Annotated in this window: 17 protein-coding genes and 1 tRNA gene; 9 read left to right on the top strand and 9 right to left on the bottom strand. The window is 64.7% G+C overall.

The window, feature by feature from the left end:
• Positions 1–6 precede the first annotated feature (6 nt).
• The gene (locus LB532_RS16030) at positions 7–1581 is read right to left on the bottom strand and encodes a phytoene desaturase family protein (RefSeq protein ID WP_140640023.1); all 1575 of its coding nucleotides are present in this window, start codon (positions 1579–1581) and stop codon (positions 7–9) included.
• A gap of 118 nt (positions 1582–1699) precedes the next feature.
• On the opposite strand from LB532_RS16030, the gene LB532_RS16025 reads away from it, so the two are divergent.
• The 5 genes from LB532_RS16025 to LB532_RS16005 all read left to right on the top strand — a co-directional run bounded on the left by LB532_RS16025 (position 1700) and on the right by LB532_RS16005 (position 8445).
• On the top strand, positions 1700–2491 hold the full coding sequence (locus LB532_RS16025) for a cyclase family protein (protein ID WP_140640021.1): 792 nt from the start codon (positions 1700–1702) through the stop codon (positions 2489–2491).
• A 125-nt stretch (positions 2492–2616) separates the two neighbouring features.
• On the top strand, positions 2617–4188 hold the full coding sequence (locus LB532_RS16020; protein WP_140640019.1) for a phytoene desaturase family protein: 1572 nt from the start codon (positions 2617–2619) through the stop codon (positions 4186–4188).
• A complete protein-coding gene (locus LB532_RS16015) occupies positions 4188–4670 on the top strand; it encodes a MarR family winged helix-turn-helix transcriptional regulator (protein WP_140550152.1) in 483 nt (160 codons plus the stop codon). Before LB532_RS16020 ends, LB532_RS16015 begins: the two co-directional genes overlap by 1 nt.
• A gap of 45 nt (positions 4671–4715) precedes the next feature.
• Positions 4716–6869: an indolepyruvate ferredoxin oxidoreductase subunit alpha gene (locus LB532_RS16010; protein ID WP_224556973.1), complete on the top strand. Its 2154-nt coding sequence runs from the start codon at positions 4716–4718 to the stop codon at positions 6867–6869.
• Complete coding sequence (locus LB532_RS16005) at positions 6862–8445, top strand: indolepyruvate oxidoreductase subunit beta family protein (RefSeq protein ID WP_140640015.1); 1584 nt, start codon at positions 6862–6864, stop codon at positions 8443–8445. The genes LB532_RS16010 and LB532_RS16005 overlap by 8 nt, the downstream gene beginning before the upstream one ends.
• 15 nt (positions 8446–8460) lie before the next feature.
• Here LB532_RS16005 and LB532_RS16000 read toward each other — a convergent pair whose 3' ends face one another.
• The 7 genes from LB532_RS16000 to LB532_RS15970 form a co-directional block, all read right to left on the bottom strand.
• Positions 8461–8622, bottom strand: coding sequence for a hypothetical protein (locus LB532_RS16000; protein WP_224556971.1), 162 nt, complete (start codon positions 8620–8622; stop codon positions 8461–8463).
• Between the two features lie 177 nt (positions 8623–8799).
• A complete protein-coding gene (locus tag LB532_RS15995) occupies positions 8800–9096 on the bottom strand; it encodes a GCG_CRPN prefix-to-repeats domain-containing protein (protein WP_140640013.1) in 297 nt (98 codons plus the stop codon).
• A gap of 107 nt (positions 9097–9203) precedes the next feature.
• Entirely contained in the window at positions 9204–9653 is a 450-nt protein-coding gene (locus tag LB532_RS15990) for a periplasmic heavy metal sensor (RefSeq protein WP_140640011.1), read from the bottom strand.
• The gene (locus LB532_RS15985; RefSeq protein ID WP_140640009.1) at positions 9650–10099 is read right to left on the bottom strand and encodes a hypothetical protein; all 450 of its coding nucleotides are present in this window, start codon (positions 10097–10099) and stop codon (positions 9650–9652) included. Before LB532_RS15985 ends, LB532_RS15990 begins: the two co-directional genes overlap by 4 nt.
• A 131-nt stretch (positions 10100–10230) precedes the next feature.
• Positions 10231–10773, bottom strand: coding sequence for an RNA polymerase sigma factor (locus LB532_RS15980; protein WP_140640007.1), 543 nt, complete (start codon positions 10771–10773; stop codon positions 10231–10233).
• A 44-nt stretch (positions 10774–10817) separates the two neighbouring features.
• Complete coding sequence (locus LB532_RS15975; RefSeq protein ID WP_140640006.1) at positions 10818–11261, bottom strand: EF-hand domain-containing protein; 444 nt, start codon at positions 11259–11261, stop codon at positions 10818–10820.
• A gap of 302 nt (positions 11262–11563) precedes the next feature.
• On the bottom strand, positions 11564–11752 hold the full coding sequence (locus tag LB532_RS15970) for a YodC family protein (RefSeq protein ID WP_140550142.1): 189 nt from the start codon (positions 11750–11752) through the stop codon (positions 11564–11566).
• 535 nt (positions 11753–12287) lie between these two features.
• Between LB532_RS15970 and LB532_RS15965 the strand changes: the two genes are divergently transcribed.
• The 3 genes from LB532_RS15965 (at position 12288) to LB532_RS15955 (ending at position 14774) form a co-directional block, all read left to right on the top strand.
• A complete protein-coding gene (locus LB532_RS15965; RefSeq protein ID WP_224556968.1) occupies positions 12288–13109 on the top strand; it encodes a membrane-anchored protein in 822 nt (273 codons plus the stop codon).
• A 223-nt stretch (positions 13110–13332) separates the two neighbouring features.
• Entirely contained in the window at positions 13333–14079 is a 747-nt protein-coding gene (locus tag LB532_RS15960; protein ID WP_140640005.1) for a hypothetical protein, read from the top strand.
• Entirely contained in the window at positions 14076–14774 is a 699-nt protein-coding gene (locus LB532_RS15955) for a hypothetical protein (protein WP_140640004.1), read from the top strand. Before LB532_RS15960 ends, LB532_RS15955 begins: the two co-directional genes overlap by 4 nt.
• 21 nt (positions 14775–14795) lie before the next feature.
• Here LB532_RS15955 and LB532_RS15950 read toward each other — a convergent pair.
• A tRNA-Thr gene (locus LB532_RS15950) sits at positions 14796–14871 on the bottom strand.
• A 363-nt stretch (positions 14872–15234) separates the two neighbouring features.
• Between LB532_RS15950 and LB532_RS15945 the strand changes: the two genes are divergently transcribed.
• Positions 15235–16386, top strand: coding sequence for a hypothetical protein (locus LB532_RS15945; protein ID WP_140640003.1), 1152 nt, complete (start codon positions 15235–15237; stop codon positions 16384–16386).
• Positions 16387–16395: the final 9 nt, after the last annotated feature.

Below are 16395 nucleotides of genomic sequence, written 5' to 3'. Positions count from 1 at the left end.
CCGCTGCTACCTCCCGCCAAGCTGTTGCGCCAGCATGAAGCCCGAGGCGGCACCCGTGCCGGCGCCCGGCCATGTGCCGGCACCGGCGAGATGCAGATTGGCCACCGGCGTGTTCCAGCCGGCGTAGCCGCGTGCCGGGCGAAACAGGAAGTTCTGCGCCAGGTGATGGCTGCCGCAAACCTGGTCGCCGCCGACGAGGTTCGGGTTCTCGCGCTCGAGGTCGATGGGCGAGAACACGGCCTGGCCAAGGATCTTGGCTCGCAGGCCGGGCGCGTAGGTTTCGATGATGTCGAGCACGCGCTCGGCATAGCGATCCTTGACCTGATCCCAATGCGCGGGCGCGATCTTGCCGGCGGCATCGCCGAGGATTTCCGCCGGCAGCATGCGCACCTGCACCCACAGCACATGCTTGCCTTGGGGCGCGCGCGACGGATCGACCGCGGTCGGTTGGCCGACGACCAGCACCGGCTCATCCGGCAGCACGCCCGCCATCGCCTGCTGATAGGTGCGCGACATGGCGTCGAGCGACGGTGACAGATGCACATAGGCGAACTGCCGCAACTCGGCGCCGGCGCGCCAGTCCGGCAGGTCGTCCAGCGCCAGATGGATCATCATGGTGCCCGGCGCGTGGCGGAATTTCTGCATCGCCGTGTCGAAGCCGGCGTCGCCGGAACCGTTCGGCAAAAGCGTGCCGGCCAACGCCTTGGGTGCAACGCCGGCAATGACCGCCCTGGTGGCCGTGTGCGTCTCACCGGACGCGAGCCGCACACCCGTCGCCTTGCCGGCCGAAACCGTGATTTCGGCTACCTCGGCGTTGGTGAAGATCTTGCCGCCGGCCCCCGCGACCATGCCCGACAAGGCACGGATGATGGTGTCGGCGCCGCCCTTGCCCAGCACCATGCCGAAGCTCTGGTTGGCCATGGATTCCAGATAGGGGAACACGGCGCCGCCGGCGATGTCGGGCGCAAAGTCGAGATGCATGCCCCAGGTGGCGAGCGTCGCCCGCACATGGGGCGACTCGAAAGTCTCCTCCAGCCACGCGCGGGGCGAGGAAAGCAGCAGGCGCCCGGTGTCGAGCGCGCCGGCAAGGCCCTTCTTGCGCCAAAGGTTCCATGCCGTGCCGGCAAGGGCGCGGGCGCTCATCGGTGATCCCAGGAGGCGAAACAGATGCTCTGCTTCCGCCGGGAAGGCGGCGACCAGCTTGCGCCACGTGACGGCATCGGCGGCGGAGAAGGCAGCCATCCGCGCGGCCGTCTTTTCCAGATCGTTGCTGACGCCGAACCAGCGTCCGTCCGGGAAGGCGCTGGCGAAACAGTCGGCGACCGGCGCGAATTCCAGCCCGTGGGCGTTCAATTCATTTGCATATTTCCGATGGAAGGCCGAGCCGGCGAACAGGCTCAGATTCATCGCACCGAAATCGTGCCGAAAACCCGGCAGCGTGAATTCGCGGGTCTGGACGGCGCCGCCTGTGGTTGCGCTGCGCTCGAAAACCCCGGTTTTCCAGCCTTTGAGTGCCAGATGCGCGGCGCAAGCCAGACTGTTGTGGCCCGCCCCGACAAAGATGGCGTCGAACTCGCTCACGCCCCGCACCCATTTCCTTTATGCTTAAAGATAATTGCAGATGCATATGTTTTCGTCTAGTAGGATATTAAGGGCCGAGACGAGCCTTCAGCCCATCAGACAAGAGGGAACAGAGACCATGGACACGCAACAACTCCTCGGCGAAGTCGCCGGCCAGCTTCTTTCAGGCGCCATCAGGGTGGTCGACCTGTCGGCGCCGCTCGGTCCCGACACACCGCTGATCAAGCTGCCGCCGGAACTCGCCGTCGACACGCCGAAGGTCGAGATCCATAACATCTCCCGTTACGACAAGAATGGTCCCTGGTGGGCCTGGAACTGGCTGAAGCTCGGCGAACACTCGGGCACGCATTTCGACGCGCCGCAGCACTGGATCAGCGGCAAGGATTATCCCGATGGCGCCACCGACACCATTCCGGCGCAGAACTTCATCGGTCCGGTGAATGTCATCGACTGCTCCAAGGAAGCCGCCGCAGACCATGATTTCCTGCTCACCGTCGACCACATCAAGGCGTGGGAAGCCAAGCACGGCGCCATCAAATCAGGCGAATGGGTGGTGATGCGCACCGACTGGTACAAGCGCAACGGCTCGGAAGCCGAGTTCCTCAACGCCAACGAGACCGGCCCGCACACGCCCGGCCCGACGGCGGAAGCAATCCAGTTCCTGATCAGCAAGGACATCAAGGGCTGGGGCTCGGAGACGATCGGCACCGATGCCGGCAAGGCCGGCGGCATGGAGCCGCCATTCCCGGCCCACACGCTGATGCACAAGGCCAACCGCTACGGCCTGGCCAGCCTGTGCAACCTCGACCAGTTGCCGCCGAAGGGCGCCATCCTGATCGCCGCGCCGCTCAAGATCGAGCACGGTACCGGCAGCCCGATCCGCGCACTGGCGCTGGTGCCGGGCAAATAGGGCGAAGTCGGTCTTCGGGAGAAGATCATGCGCGCCGAAGATGCAATAGGGAGGCAGACTGGCGGCGCTCGCGCCCGTAGAGGACTGACCTCCCAAGCCTATCCGCTGCCCACGGGGAACCGCCAATGAACGCCCCCGACCACATCATTGTCGGCAGCGGCATCAACGCGCTGGTCTGCGCGGCGATGCTGGGCGGCAAGGGCGCCAAGGTGCTGGTGCTGGAGCGCAACGACCGCATCGGCGGTTGCATGCGCACCGAGGAAATCACCGCGCCCGGCTTCATCCATGATGTGATGGCGACGACCTTCGTGCTGTTCATCACCTCGCCGGCCTATGCGGCGCTGGGCAAGGACTTGGCCCGGCATGGCCTGGAGTTCTGCCACGCGGCCACCCCGACGGGGGTGCTGCGGCCCGACGGCAGCCATGCCGTGCTCAGCACCGACCGCGCCGCCAACATCGCCGCCTTCAATGCGATCGCCGCAGGCGACGGCGACCAGCACGCCGAGGATGTCGGCGGCATCGAGCGCAACGCCGGGCTGCTGTTCGGTCTGCTCGGCGGCAGCCTGTGGACCTACCCGACGGCGAAGCTGCTCGCCGGTGATGCCTGGCGGCGGAGCCCGCGCGGGCTGGCGGCCTTTCTCGGCGATGCGTTGGTGCCGGCGCGCGGGTGGCTGGAAAGCACCTATCGGTCGGAGACCATGCGCGCGTTGTGGGCACCGTGGGTGCTGCATGCCGGACTTGGGCCGGAAGATGCTTTCTCCGGCCAGATCGCCAAGGTCATCGCCTTCGCGCTGGAGGCTGCGGGCGCGCCGATCGTTAAGGGCGGGGCGAAGAACCTGCTGTCGGCGTTTGAGGCACTTGTCAAAGAGCGCGGCGGCGTAATCTCCACCAACGCGGACGTTGCCTCGATTATCCTGACCGAAGGTCGCGCCACCGGCGTGCGACTGGCCTCGGGCGAGACCGTCAATGCGAAGAAGAGCGTCATCTGCTCGGTCACGCCGACGCAGCTTTACGGCCGGCTGCTCGGCAACGACAGCCCCAGGAATGACATCGAGGCGACGCGAAAATTTCGCTACGGCAAAGGCAATTTCCAGATCCACTATGCCCTCGACAAGCCGCCTTCATGGCGGGGCGAGGGGTTGGACAAGGTGGCGCTGCTGCATCTGACGCCTGGATTGGACGGTGTGTCGAAGGCCTGCAACGAGGCGGCGCGGGGCATGCTGCCCGAGGTGCCGACCATCTGTGTCGGCCAGCCGCACGCGCTCGATCCCTCGCGTTGCCCGCCGGGCAAGGCGATCCTGTGGCTGCAACTGCCCGAAGCGCCCCGTCACATCAAGGGTGATGCCGCCGGCAAGCTGCTGGCGCCTGCGGACGGGCAATGGACCGACGGCCTGCGCGAGGCCTATGCCGATCGCGCCGAAGCGATCCTTGCCAGCCATATCGATGGCTTCAAGGACAGCGTCATCGCGCGCCGCGCCTATTCGCCGGCCGATCTCGAAGCGATGAACATCAATCTGGTCGGCGGCGACCCCTATGGCGGCTCCTCGACCATCGACCAGTCCTTCCTGTGGCGGCCGTTCAAGACCAGCCGCAACCACCAGACCGGCATCAAGAACCTCTACCACATCGGCGCCTCTACCCATCCCGGCGCGGGCCTCGGCGGCGGCTCCGGCTTTCTCCTGGCCGGGAGGCTGTGATGGAGCAGAAAATCGCGGAAAAGCGCCAGCGCATTTCGACCTTGGGCCAGATCGGCCTGCAGCAATTCGCGCCCTATCTGATGAACCGCATCATGGGCCGCTACAACGCCACCTTGCGCGACGATTTCCGCAAGCAGGGCCTGACCATTTCGCAAGTGCGGGCGCTTGCCGTGCTGTCGGTCACCGACGGCGTCACCGTCAACGACCTCTCGGTCTACACGGTGATCGAGCAGTCGACCTTGAGCCGCACGCTCGACACGCTTGAGGGGCAGGGGCTTGTGCGGCGCGAGCAGGGGGTTAGCGACAGTCGCATCCGCCATGTGTTCCTGACCGATGAGGGCCGTGCCGAGTTCACCCGCGCCTGGCCGGCCATGCATGACGCTTTCGAGGCCATGTTCGACGATGTCGACGATGCCGAATACGCCGCGCTGATCGCGACATTGCAGAAGATGCTGAAGAACATTCGCAAGCACGACATCTAGAGCTACGCGCCGCCGAAGCCGGGCGGCAACGGAAGGAGGCCAAAAATGGCCGAACGGTCTTTTGCCAAGGAAGTCGAAAAGCTGAGGCTCGGCGCCGGCGAGGAATTTGCCGGCGAAGGCATCCTCGCCATCACCAAGGCGCTGCTGCAATGCGGCGTCGGCTATGTCGGCGGCTACCAGGGTGCGCCGATCAGCCATCTGATGGACGTGCTGGCGGACGCGCAGGACATTCTGGGCGAACTCGGCGTGCATTTCGAGGCGAGCGCCTCGGAAGCCACCGCAACCGCCATGCTGGCGGCCTCGGTGCATTATCCGATCCGCGGCGCGGCGACCTTCAAGTCGACGGTCGGCACCAACGTCGCCTCCGACGCGCTCGCCAACCTCGCCTCCGGCGGCGTCACCGGCGGTGCGCTGATCATCGTCGGCGAGGACTATGGCGAGGGCTCCTCGATCATGCAGGAACGCAGCCATGCCTTCGCCATGAAAAGCCAGGTCTGGCTGCTCGACCCGCGCCCGAACCTGCCCTCGATCGTCAAGGCGGTGGAGGACGGCTTCGAGCTGTCAGAGGCCTCCAACACGCCTGTCATGCTGCAGGTGCGCATTCGCTGCTGCCATGTCCACGGCCATTTCATCGCCAAGGACAACAAGCGGCCGCCGATGACGGTGGCCGATGCGCTGGAGGCGCCGCGCCGCGACACCGGCCGCATCGTGCTGCCGCCCGCTTCCTTCCTGCATGAGAAGGAGAAGGTCGCGAAGCGCTGGCCGGCGGCGGTGGATTTCATCAAGAGCCGCAAGATCAACGAGTTCTTCGGTTCCGATCACGGGTCGGTCGGCATCGTCATGCAGGGCGGCATGTACAATTCCGTCATCCGCGCTTTGCAGCGGCTCGGCCTTGCCGACACCTATGGCGAGACAGACGTGCCGCTCTACGTGCTCAATGCCGTGTATCCGTTGGTCGACGACGAATTCCTGTCGTTCTGTGAAGGCAAGCAGGCGGTGCTGGTCGTCGAGGAAGGCCAGCCCAACTATATCGAACAGGCCTTTGCCGCCATGCTGCACAAGGCCGGGCGTGGCACCCGCCTGGTCGGCAAGGAGCACCTGCCGATGGCCGGCGAATATACCGGCCAGGTCATGCTCGACGGCATTGGCGCCTTCCTGCGCGCCGAGGCGCCTCACCTCCTGCCCGGCGAAGTGCGGGCGCCCAACAAGGTCGGCGAGGGCGTCGACACGGCGGACCTGATCAATGTCGTTCCAGGGCGACCGCCCGGTTTCTGCATCGGCTGCCCGGAGCGGCCGATCTTTGCCGCGACAAAACTGGTCGAACAGGAACTCGGCAAGCACCACATCGCGTCCGACATCGGCTGCCACCTGTTCTCGATCATGCCGCCCTTCGAACTCGGCGCCACCACAATGGGCTATGGGCTCGGCCCGGCCTCGGCCTCGGCGTTCAATTCGCCCGACGCCAAGCGCCGCTCGATCTCTTTCGTCGGCGATGGCGGCTTCTGGCACAATGGCCTGACCTCCTCGATCGGCAATGCGGTGTTCAACAAGAACGACGGCGTGATCGTCATCGTCGACAATTTCTACTCGGCCGCGACGGGAGGGCAGGACATCCTGTCGTCACGCGCCGGCAACAAGACCAAGTCGACAAAGCATCCCATCACCGAGGCGGTGAAAGGCATGGGCGTCAAATGGCTGCGCCATGTCGACCGTACCTACAATGTCGGCAAGATGCAGGAGACTTTGCGCGAGGCGCTGACGACCGAGAAAAAGGGCCCGAAGGTCATCGTCGCCTCGTCGGAATGCATGCTCAACCGCCAGCGTCGCGAAAAGCCTCTGGTCGACAAGGCGATCAAGGGCGGGACGCGCGTCGTCAAGCCGAAGTTCGGCGTCGACGAGGACATCTGCACTGGCGACCATGCCTGCATGCGGCTGTCCGGCTGCCCGTCGCTGTCGGTGAAGTCGCTCGACGATCCGCTGCGCGACGATCCGGTGGCAAGCATCGACCAGAACTGCGTCGGCTGCGGCAATTGCGGCGAAGTCGCCGATGCGGCGGTGCTGTGCCCGTCCTTCTATCGCGCCGATGTCGTGCACAATCCGAGCCGCTGGGACCGCTTCCTCGAGAGCGCCCGGCGCACCGTTATCGGCCTTTTGCAGCGTCGCCGCGAAGGCCGCCGTCTGGTGTTCGCCGATGCTTGATCACAACGCCTCACTGCGCCCGAAGACAGGCGCCGCCGACGACGAACGCGTTATCAAACTTGCGGTGCTCGCCGTCGGCGGCCAGGGCGGCGGCGTGCTTGCCGACTGGATCACCGACGTCGCGGAGCGCAACGGTTACGTCGCGCAATCGACCTCGGTGGCCGGCGTCGCCCAGCGCACCGGCGCCACGATCTACTATGTCGAGATGGCCCGTGACACCGGCCGCCTGCCGGTCTTCGCGCTGTCGCCCTCGCAAGGCGACGTCGACATATTGATCGCCGCCGAACTGATGGAAGCCGGCCGCGCCATCATCCGCGGCTTCGTCACCCCCGACCGCACGACGCTGATCACCTCCTCGCACCGCATCGCCGCCGTATCGGAAAAGATCGAGCCCGGCGACGGCAGGGCGTCGTCGTCGAAGGTGCACGCGACGGCTGAAGCCGCATCAAAGCGCTTCATCGCTTTCGACATGGAAAAGATCGCCGCCGACAGCGGCTCGATGATCTCGGCCAGTCTGCTTGGCGCGCTGGCGGGCTCCGACGCCCTGCCGTTCACGCGCGAAAGCTACCAGGAGGCGATCGGCGCCGGTGGCCGCGGCGTCAAGGCCAGCCTCGCCGCCTTCGCCGCCGCCTATGATCGCGCGCGCGGCACGGCATCATCCGCTGCGCCAAAACCGGCGGAAGCAGCTGTCGTCGGCTCCGCCCTGGCTGCTGGACAGGTGAGTGGCCCGCAAGACCTCCTGCGAGGCTGGCAGGCCCTGGCCGCCCGCATCGACGTAATGCCCGTGGCGGTGCGCGACATGGCGCTGCGCGGTCTGCGAAAGGTCGTGGACTATCAGGACATTCCCTATGGGCGTGAATATCTCGACCGCCTGGACAAAGCCGTCGTGCTGGACGGGCCTGATCGAGCCTATGCCCTCTCGATCGCCGCCGCCAAGCATCTGGCGAACGCCCTATGCTACGACGACATGATCCGCGTCGCCGACCTGAAGACGCGCTCGACCCGCAACAGGCGCGTGCGCAAGGAGGTCGGCGTCAGGGATGGCTCGGTCCTGCAGGTGACCGAGTATTTCCATCCGCGCATCGAGGAGTTCTGCGGCACGCTGCCGGCGGGGCTGGGCAGCTACATCGAGAACCGGCCGAAGCTCGCCGCCTTCCTCGACCGTCGCATCAACCGGGGCCGGCGCATCCGTACCGACAGTTTTGCCGGCTTCACCGCTCTGTGGTTCATCGGCGGCCTGCGCCGCTGGCGCCGCCGCCTGCTGCGCCACAAGGTGGAAGCCGCGCATCTGGAGCGCTGGTACGCGCTGGCGCTGGGCCACGCGCGTGACGACTATGCGTTGGCCGTCGAGATTCTCAACTGCCGCCGGCTGATCAAGGGCTACAGCGACACCCATGTCCGCGCCCAGTCGAAATTCGACCGCGTGTTGTCGGCGCTCGACCTGCTCAAGGGGCGCGCCGACGCCGCCGACTGGATCAGGCGGTTGCGCGAGGCGGCGCTGAAGGACGAGAAGGGCGACATGCTCGACGGTGCCCTCAAGACGGTGGCGACGCTGGGGGCCGGGCCGACACACTGAGGCCGCGTCGCGCCGTCACTGTGTTTCGATTTGTGAATGAAGCGGCGCAGCTTGCGGGAAAAGATGCAGCAGTCCCGAATCGGCGCGGCGGCGCAGATGTGCATCCACCTCGGCCCGGTCAGCACAGCCATGGAACCTGCCGCCGCAATGATCGCGCAGCCGCACCAGATCGGACATGACGGGTGACATCGGCAGGCCGGCGGCATGGAGCCTTTGGCCGGGATAGCCACGTCAGCTCTCCTTGGTCAGGCCCAGCGCGGCGCATGAACCCGTTTTCGGCGCGATACGCTCAGGTCGGATCGGTTACTGCGGTCGAGGGGGCCAGGCCGGTGAAGCGGCTGGCCCCGCGCACGCTTACCAGTGACGCCAGCGGTGCCAGACCCGATGTGGGTGCCAGACACGATGGGGGTGCCAGACGTGGAAGACCGGGCCGGGCCGGTAATAACGCGGATACACAACCACCCGATTGGGCACGCAGCGCCCCCAGCGGTTGGGATGCCAGCCGGGGCCGCAACCCCATGCCACATGCTCGATCAGCGCCGGGGCACTTGGCTGGGCCAGCATCGGCGTGGCGGACGCCGCCGCAACGGTTGCGGCCGTTCCGGTCAAGGCAAGCGCGGCGGCGGCCACGTATTGTGTCAGACGGTTCATGACGATACTCCAAATGGTCTCGAAGTTGAAAACCTGTTCGCACCAGGCGGTCCGGCAGGTGTGCCCTTCTTGCCTTAAACGGCGGCTTCGGCGCATTCCTTCGGTGGTTATGGCGATTTTTTTGGCGCCGGCGGCAGCCCGGCGCGTCTTGTCAGCCCCTCCGCCAGCACGGCGCGATCCTCTGCCGAACTTGCCGCGACAAACTCGACGATGCGCTGCTCCAGCCGCATGCGCATCGTGACGTCGGCGTTGCGGGCCCGCTCGAGCGCGGCTGTCAGGGCTGCCGTGTCGAGGGTGGGCTGCCTCAGCAGGTCGGCGGCCTCGCGCCTGGCCTGCTGGCCGTCGAGGATGACCTGGTGGGATTCGCGCCGGACCTCACGCAACGCCTTGCGGAATATCCTGCGTTCCTGGTCCGGAAGCCGGCCTCCGGCCGCTTCCAGCGAATAGCCCTGGCCCGCCTTGCCACTTCTCAGCCAGACTGCGCCGCCGGCAAGGGCGCCGGCCAGGAAGACGTTGAGCGCCACGGACGCGATGAGGAGCTTGCGGCCCGTGCTCATAGGTTTTCCTCGATCGTGTCGTCGGGACCGGCATCGCCGAACGCCGTCGCATTGGCGTCCAGCACATACTGATCGGGCTGAACCTCAGGCGTGGCGACGATCACCAAAGCCGATCCGGCAACCGCGCCGGCCAGGCCGATACCGGCAAGTCCAAGCCCCAGCCACCACAAACGCTGGCGCCAGCGTTGGGCAAGATGCCGGTCGGCATCCCTCACTATGCCGCCGTGCAGCGCCTTGCCGGGCGCTTCGACGCGATAGCTGTCGAGCAGGGCGTCGAGCTTGCCGGCATTCCTCAGAATGGCCGCGCCCGTGACGCTTGCGGCAAGGATGCTGCCCGCAGCACGTTCGGCCTGTGGCCATCGCCGCAAGTCGCCGCCATAGGCTGCCGCCAGCGCGGCAAAGCGTTCGGCATCCATCCTCGGTGCGTCCCTGGATCGGTCAGACATCGGTCTTTCCCTTGCCTGTTGGCCCCTTGCCCGCTGGCATCGCGTGCCCGCACGGCGCTGCGATCATCGGAGCCGGCTGCCAGGCGGTGTCGGCAAGGCGCGAACGCTGCGCTTTCATCGCGGCGCGGTTCTCATTCATGGACACCGTCCCCGGCCAGGATCGCCTGCAGCGCCCTGCGGCCGCGCGAAAGCAGGCTCTCCAGGGCATCGACGCTGATCTCCAGGATCGTGGCCGCCTCGATGTTCGACATGTCCTGATAGTAGACCAGGATGATGGCTTCGCGCTGGCGCGGCGCGATGGCCTGCAAGGCCTGTTCGATGCGCTGCGTGTCTTCCCGCGGCTGGGCATCCGGAAGCGGCGCCGGGTCTATCACCTCCGGCAGATCGTCTGTCACCCATTCGCGGCGGCGACGCAGCCGGTCGTAGCAAAGGTTCAGCGCCACCCGGTGGATCCAGGTGTCGAAGCGGGCATTGCCGCGCCGCCAGCCCGAGGCATGGCGCCAGATTCGGACGAAGGTCTCCTGCGCGACATCCTCGGCCTCCGCCGCGTCGCCCAGCATGCGCACGGCAAGCGCCAGGATACGCGGCAGTTTGCGTGCGACGAGCGTTTGCACGGCCGCCGGATCGCCGGCGCCGACACGGCGAACCAGCTCCTCGTCCGGATCCGCGCTCATCGGCTGGCGCACCGCTGATGGTCATCGCGTGCCATTCCCCCCGTTCATTGCTCCGGCTTGGGAGCGGTTTTATGGCCCGGCATTTCGTCGACGCTCAAAACGCCGTCGCCATTCTTGTCAAGCCTGGCAAAGCGCTTGGCGAAGAAGGCATCGAGTTCGGCGCGGTCGATGAAGCCGTCATGGTTCGAGTCCGCGCGCGCGAAGGACTGTGTCGGGTCGCCCTTGGTGCCGCGCTTTGCCTGGAACGCCTCCCATTCCAGCAGGCTGATCTTGTCGTCGCCATCCGTGTCGGCGGCCATGACCGCCTTCTCACGCCGCTTCTGGAACTTGGCCAGCGTGATGTCGGGCCTGGTCTTTGACGTGGCTGGCGCGGCAGCGGGGGGCGGTGCAGAAGGTGGCGTCGCGGCCGGAGGCTGTGTCGCCGTCTGGGCGAACGCCGTGGCGGTCAGCAGGCTCAAGGCAGCGGCAAGGATCGAACGGCGTATCATGCTGGCGTCTCCGGTTGGCGCGCTGCCACGTTGTGCCGTGGCGACGCTTCTCCCGTTAAACGCAGCGGCGGGAAAAATCCGTCGGTGACTTTTGTGCCGGCAGGCGAATGCCGCAACAATGCGCCCGATAGGGCGCTGCTTGCGCCATATTCGAACCCTTCAGCCGAAGGGCAGGAACTGGAGCAATTCCAGGAAAAGTGTGTACGGTTTTCCCGGGAAAAGCGCGTAGCGCTTTCCCTTGGAAATTGCGCAAGAACAAAGAGATAGAGCGTTTCGCCGTTTCCGTGAAACGGTGAACCGCTCTATGTCGATTGGTCCGCCATCACCAGCTGGTCCGGCTTGAAACCGGCATGCTGCGGGGTCCACACATCGCCCTCGCGGTTGAACCAATGGCACATATATGTGCCGGAGGCGGCACCGTCGCTTATCGTCATCTTCGGGCCTCCGGACTTCAGCTTGACGACGTCGCCGGTCTTGAAACTGTTGGGCATTTTGGCCTCCCATGCTGACGCCGGGAGTTTCACATCAAACCTCGGTCTCGACAATGGCGGATGCGTTCGGCCAGCATTGCGATCCACAGTGCCAGGCGGCGTTGGGGCCGGGCCCGGTCGGGTTGTAGACCCGGCCGCATTTGCAGCAATGTCTCTTGCCGTTGGTTGTCGAAATTGGATGTTGAAATTTCCGTTCGGCTGGCCGAGATTGGCATCTGCCGAGTATTGAGTGCGGCTATCGCTTCTGCGATGCTGCCGATCTGGTACCATGAGTTTCGAAAGGGGTCTTATCGCGCTGTGATCAGAAGCAACAAACTATCGCAACCCGCATGCATTCTCATGACGAATACAGTAGAGTTGCGACATTGAGCGAAAGAGATTTGAAGCGTCTGGGGAAAAGCGAAGGTCCCATCGGAGCGCCGGAGGAAATGATTCGTCGCGTCATGGTTGCTGCCTCTCCCAATGCTCAGGCCGCTGATCAACGACGGCTTGGCAGGGGGAGTAAATGCCCGGGAAGCATTGAGAGGAGGCCAGTTTGGCGAAGGCCAAGGGGATCGCTCTGGAGATTGCAGAGCATAGCGCAGCGAATCCCGATGCACGGAAGCCGCTGCGCAAGCGCTTGTTCGATCACCCGCTTCTCGTGGTTAAGCGGAAACTATTATATCGCCTGCTGCACCCCCAGGCGCCACGGCACCCTGTGCCGCTTACAAAGCCGGTCCTCGTCGTAGGCTCCGCGCCTGTCTCAAACCCGCCGGTGGGTTTTCAGCGCGATGCTTTCACACTCTTTACCGTGAATGGCTCGCAGACCGTCACGGCCCGCTGGGGGATGGGGACCCCTGACGCGACATTTCTTTACGTCAACCAGCTTGACGCGACCAAGCCCAACGCTTTGGCCGTGCGCGCCGTCTTGACCGGCCAGGAAACCGATCTGCTCTGGATTGTGCGCGCACACCGCACGATGGAGGAATTGCGCTGCAACATCGCGGCTTTCAACTATCGCTGCCGCGACCTGCGCACGATGACCCGTCACCAGCGCATGGCGCTCTACGAAGCAGTGATGGGTGTGCCCAATTTCGAGATGCATCTGGAGGAGAAGTTCTCGACCGGGATCACGGCGGTCCTTTACGCCTTGCATAACGGCGCGCCGGCCGTGATCATCACGGGTATTGACCCGGGTTCGCACGGCCATGTGTACAACAAACTGAACATCGACCGGATGCACATCAGTTCCGACCGTAGCACGCTGCTGGCGCTGTCGGCGCTCGGTTTCCCCCTTTATACGAGCGATCCACACGTGGCGGACTCGCTCGGTCTGCCACTCTGGACAGGCCAGGTCGGGAGATGTGAGGTCCAATAACCGGGCTCGCCGCCATCATGATCGAGATGCGCCGTCTCGAGCAAACCTGGTTACATCTTTCGTCTCCAGCGAGACCTTCGGGCGATAATGCCGGTCGCTCGGGAAACGTATGGTTGAAACGCTCCTGCCAACGCCAGACACACGGTATTGGCAAATGTACTCGGGTCTTCCGCTTGCAGTGCTGCCATGCTAGCTTCGGGTAAATTCACGCCAGAATCGCCACATGATACCAATCTACATTGGCTATGATCCGCGCGAATCGCGAGTTCTAGACGTAGCGCGATGGAGCGCCTACCGGCGGACAAGCACGCCGTTGCAGATACAGCCGCTCGTGCTCAAGGACCTTGTCGCCCAAGGAATCATGACGCGACCGATGGAAGTACGGGACGGTAAGCTCTGGTGCCCGATTTCCGAGGCGCCGATGGCGACCGAGTTTGCCATATCGCGCTTTGCCGTTCCGTTCATGAGGCAGAGCGGCTGGGCCATGTTCTGCGATTGCGACGTCCTGTTCCTGAAGGATCCGGTCAAGCTGCTCGATCTACTCGATCCCTCCTACGCGATCATGGCGGTCAAGCACCAGCAACGCGAGTCCGAAGCGGTCAAGATGGATGGGCAAACCCAGACGTTCTACCGCCGCAAAAACTGGTCGTCGGTGGTCTTGTGGAATCTGGATCATCCCGCCAACAAGCGGCTGACCAACGAGATGCTCAATACGTGGCCCGGACGTGACCTCCACGCCTTCAAATGGCTTGAGGACCACGAGATCGGCGAATTGCCGCTGGCATGGAACTACCTCGTGGGGGCTTCGGCTTCCGAACTCGACCCCGCCGATGTCTCGCTGGCGCACTACACGCTCGGCGGCCCTTGGTTCGCGGGCTGGTCCGGGACCACGCAATGGGACGAATTGTGGAGCCGGGAAGAGAGCATCCTGCGCGCGTTTGAGGAACAGGCGGTTCAGATCCCCGGATGAAAACTCCGCTTTCGGATCTCTTGCCAGCCTTCTCAAAGCCAATTCTTCGCCTGCCCAGGGCCACGGGTCCCGCCTTGGTGATGGGGTCGGCGCCGAATTTTCGCCTCCCGCAGGGACATGACGCCGATTGGGCACTTGTGACCGTCAATGCTTCCCAGCTTTTGGCGGAAACCGTCGGCCTCCCCGTTCCCGATATCGCCGTGATCCGCCGCGGCATTTTCGTCGATGCCAGCGAGCAGGATTTCTACAAGCGTGATCTGTTGAGAGGACGGCAGGCAAAGCACCTGATCATCCCGGTTTGGCCTGATGTCGAGGACAAGCTGAAAGCCGGTTGTCGCACCTTCGACTATCGTTATGAAACCTTGCAGGCGCTTACCAAATGGCAGCTTGCCAACGTCGTCTGGCAGCTTAGCGGCAAGTATCATATGTTCCGCGGCTGGCACCGGAAAATCTCCACCGGAGCCTTCGCGATCATACTGGCGCGTTTCGCCGGTTTCGCCCCTGTCGTCGTCAGCGGGTTTTCCCTGTCCCAGGCCGGGCACGGATACGACACCCGAAACGCCTTTCGATACCACGCCGACGAAGATGCGGCCCTGCTTCGACGGGTGGTGAGAAGAGGCGAACCGATCTACGCGGAGGACAAAGACTTCGCTGCCGAAAGTGGATTGCCCTTGTGGCAGGGACAGATGCCATGACGGCGACAGCGGACGGGGAAGTGGTGCCGCTTGCGTGACTCGAACACGCGACCCCATCATTACGAATGATGTGCTCTACCAACTGAGCTAAAGCGGCCCGGGAAGCGCTAGGCCTCCAAGATGGGCTGGGTGATAGACTCAACCGACGGCGAATTCAAGATGGGCGATCGCGAATTCAGGATGCGGCCCCGGCAATTCGTGTTGCGCGTCGTTCCGCCCCGACACATCGCCGACAAAGCCCACTGCCACGCCCTTTACCGATCGGCCGGGACATGGCCCTGGCCCGTGCCTCCGTGCCGGCAAAGATCGATGAAGCATGTTGATTTCGTTGCCGGAATACCGCCAAGATGGACTTTGGACACTCCAACGAGGCAGAATGCGGACGCTCGCCCGTTGATTGACTGGTCGGCTGCGGCTAACGATCATGGCGAGGTTTGGGCAACGCACAGAGGGATCTCGCTTGGACGCAATCGAAAAAGCGATCCGGAACGCCCTCGAAAGAGGCAATGCCGAGGACCGCGCGTACCGCGAGAAGGTCTATCGCTCGGCTTTCGCCGCGCTCGACCGTGCGCTCCAGGCCAATCCCGGCGTGACGGTGGAACTCGCCATCAAGCGCCGTAAGGCGATACAGGCCAAGATCACCGAAATCGAATCCGAATTCCTGCCGGCGGCGCCGGATGTCGCTCCTCAGGCTGAGTCCGATGCACCGGCGGTCGAGCTTCCGGCGAGCCCGGTCGCACCCGCCGTAACCGGCGAGAGCGCCGCACCTCCCGCAGTTTCCCTCGACGAGCCTGCACAGCCCGCTGCCGATGCGCCGCGCTCGCGCGTCTTGCCGGTCGTTCCAGACATCATGCCCGATGCGACCCTTCCCGGCGTGCCGTCCATCGATATGTCGGCTCCTGCTTCGTCCGAAGCCACGGCTGAAGTGGCGCCCGATCGCGACGAGAGGCGCATCAGGGGCCGGCGCCTGCCGCTGACCGCCATCTTCCTCACCGTGACGCTGCTTGCCGCGGTCGGCATCGGCCTGTTTTTCGCCATGCAGACCGGCGTGTTCAAGACCCAGGCCCAGCTCGACACCGCGCCGCCCGAAGCGCCGCCGACCGTCGAGGACGACGATTTCACGCCGGCGGATGGCGAGACCGGGCCGGAAAAGCCTGGCGCTGCCGATCAGGCGCGCAACTGGATCAACGTGTTTTCGCCCACCGACCCGGCGCATGTCAGCGCTCCGTCGGATGCCAAGGCGGAAGCGATGAAGGACGATTCCGGGCCATTCCTGCGCATCCAGTCCGGCGTCTCCGGTTCGGCGATCAGCTTCGATGTGGGGCAAGGCGTGCTGGAGAAGCTCGCCGGCAAGCACGCCGTGTTCGATATCGTCGCCCGCGCCGAAGACGGCAAGGACACGCAGATCTCCATCGACTGCAATTTCGGCGAGCTCGGTGATTGCGGCCGCAAACGCTATGCGGTCGGCCAGCAGCGCAGCGAATATCTGTTCGACGTGAAATTCCCCGACAAGCGGCCCGGCTCGGCCGGAACGATCGCCATCAACTCCGATTTCGACAAGCAGGGCAAGGCGGTCAACATCTACGAGATCCGCGTCTCCATCGAGCCTTGAGCGCCGGCA

It is taken from the genome of Mesorhizobium sp. ESP-6-2 (genome assembly GCF_020164675.1).
In the GTDB taxonomy this organism is placed as follows: Bacteria; Pseudomonadota; Alphaproteobacteria; order Rhizobiales; family Rhizobiaceae; genus Mesorhizobium.
Note: the sequence above shows the minus strand (reverse complement) of the source record. Positions and strands in the feature narration are given on the sequence as shown.

Excerpts from the sequence above, each read along its gene's own strand:
- LB532_RS16025 (WP_140640021.1), top strand. The coding sequence starts at position 1,700 with ATGGACACGCAACAACTCCTCGGCGAAGTCGCCGGCCAGCTTCTTTCA.
- LB532_RS16000 (WP_224556971.1), bottom strand. The coding sequence starts at position 8,622 with ATGTCCGATCTGGTGCGGCTGCGCGATCATTGCGGCGGCAGGTTCCAT.
- LB532_RS15980 (WP_140640007.1), bottom strand. The coding sequence starts at position 10,773 with ATGAGCGCGGATCCGGACGAGGAGCTGGTTCGCCGTGTCGGCGCCGGC.
- LB532_RS15985 (WP_140640009.1), bottom strand. The coding sequence starts at position 10,099 with ATGTCTGACCGATCCAGGGACGCACCGAGGATGGATGCCGAACGCTTT.
- LB532_RS15975 (WP_140640006.1), bottom strand. The coding sequence starts at position 11,261 with ATGATACGCCGTTCGATCCTTGCCGCTGCCTTGAGCCTGCTGACCGCC.
- LB532_RS16015 (WP_140550152.1), top strand. The coding sequence starts at position 4,188 with ATGGAGCAGAAAATCGCGGAAAAGCGCCAGCGCATTTCGACCTTGGGC.
- LB532_RS16010 (WP_224556973.1), top strand. The coding sequence starts at position 4,716 with ATGGCCGAACGGTCTTTTGCCAAGGAAGTCGAAAAGCTGAGGCTCGGC.
- LB532_RS15960 (WP_140640005.1), top strand. The coding sequence starts at position 13,333 with ATGATACCAATCTACATTGGCTATGATCCGCGCGAATCGCGAGTTCTA.
- LB532_RS15970 (WP_140550142.1), bottom strand. The coding sequence starts at position 11,752 with ATGCCCAACAGTTTCAAGACCGGCGACGTCGTCAAGCTGAAGTCCGGA.
- LB532_RS15995 (WP_140640013.1), bottom strand. The coding sequence starts at position 9,096 with ATGAACCGTCTGACACAATACGTGGCCGCCGCCGCGCTTGCCTTGACC.
- LB532_RS15990 (WP_140640011.1), bottom strand. The coding sequence starts at position 9,653 with ATGAGCACGGGCCGCAAGCTCCTCATCGCGTCCGTGGCGCTCAACGTC.
- LB532_RS15955 (WP_140640004.1), top strand. The coding sequence starts at position 14,076 with ATGAAAACTCCGCTTTCGGATCTCTTGCCAGCCTTCTCAAAGCCAATT.
- LB532_RS16005 (WP_140640015.1), top strand. The coding sequence starts at position 6,862 with ATGCTTGATCACAACGCCTCACTGCGCCCGAAGACAGGCGCCGCCGAC.
- LB532_RS16020 (WP_140640019.1), top strand. The coding sequence starts at position 2,617 with ATGAACGCCCCCGACCACATCATTGTCGGCAGCGGCATCAACGCGCTG.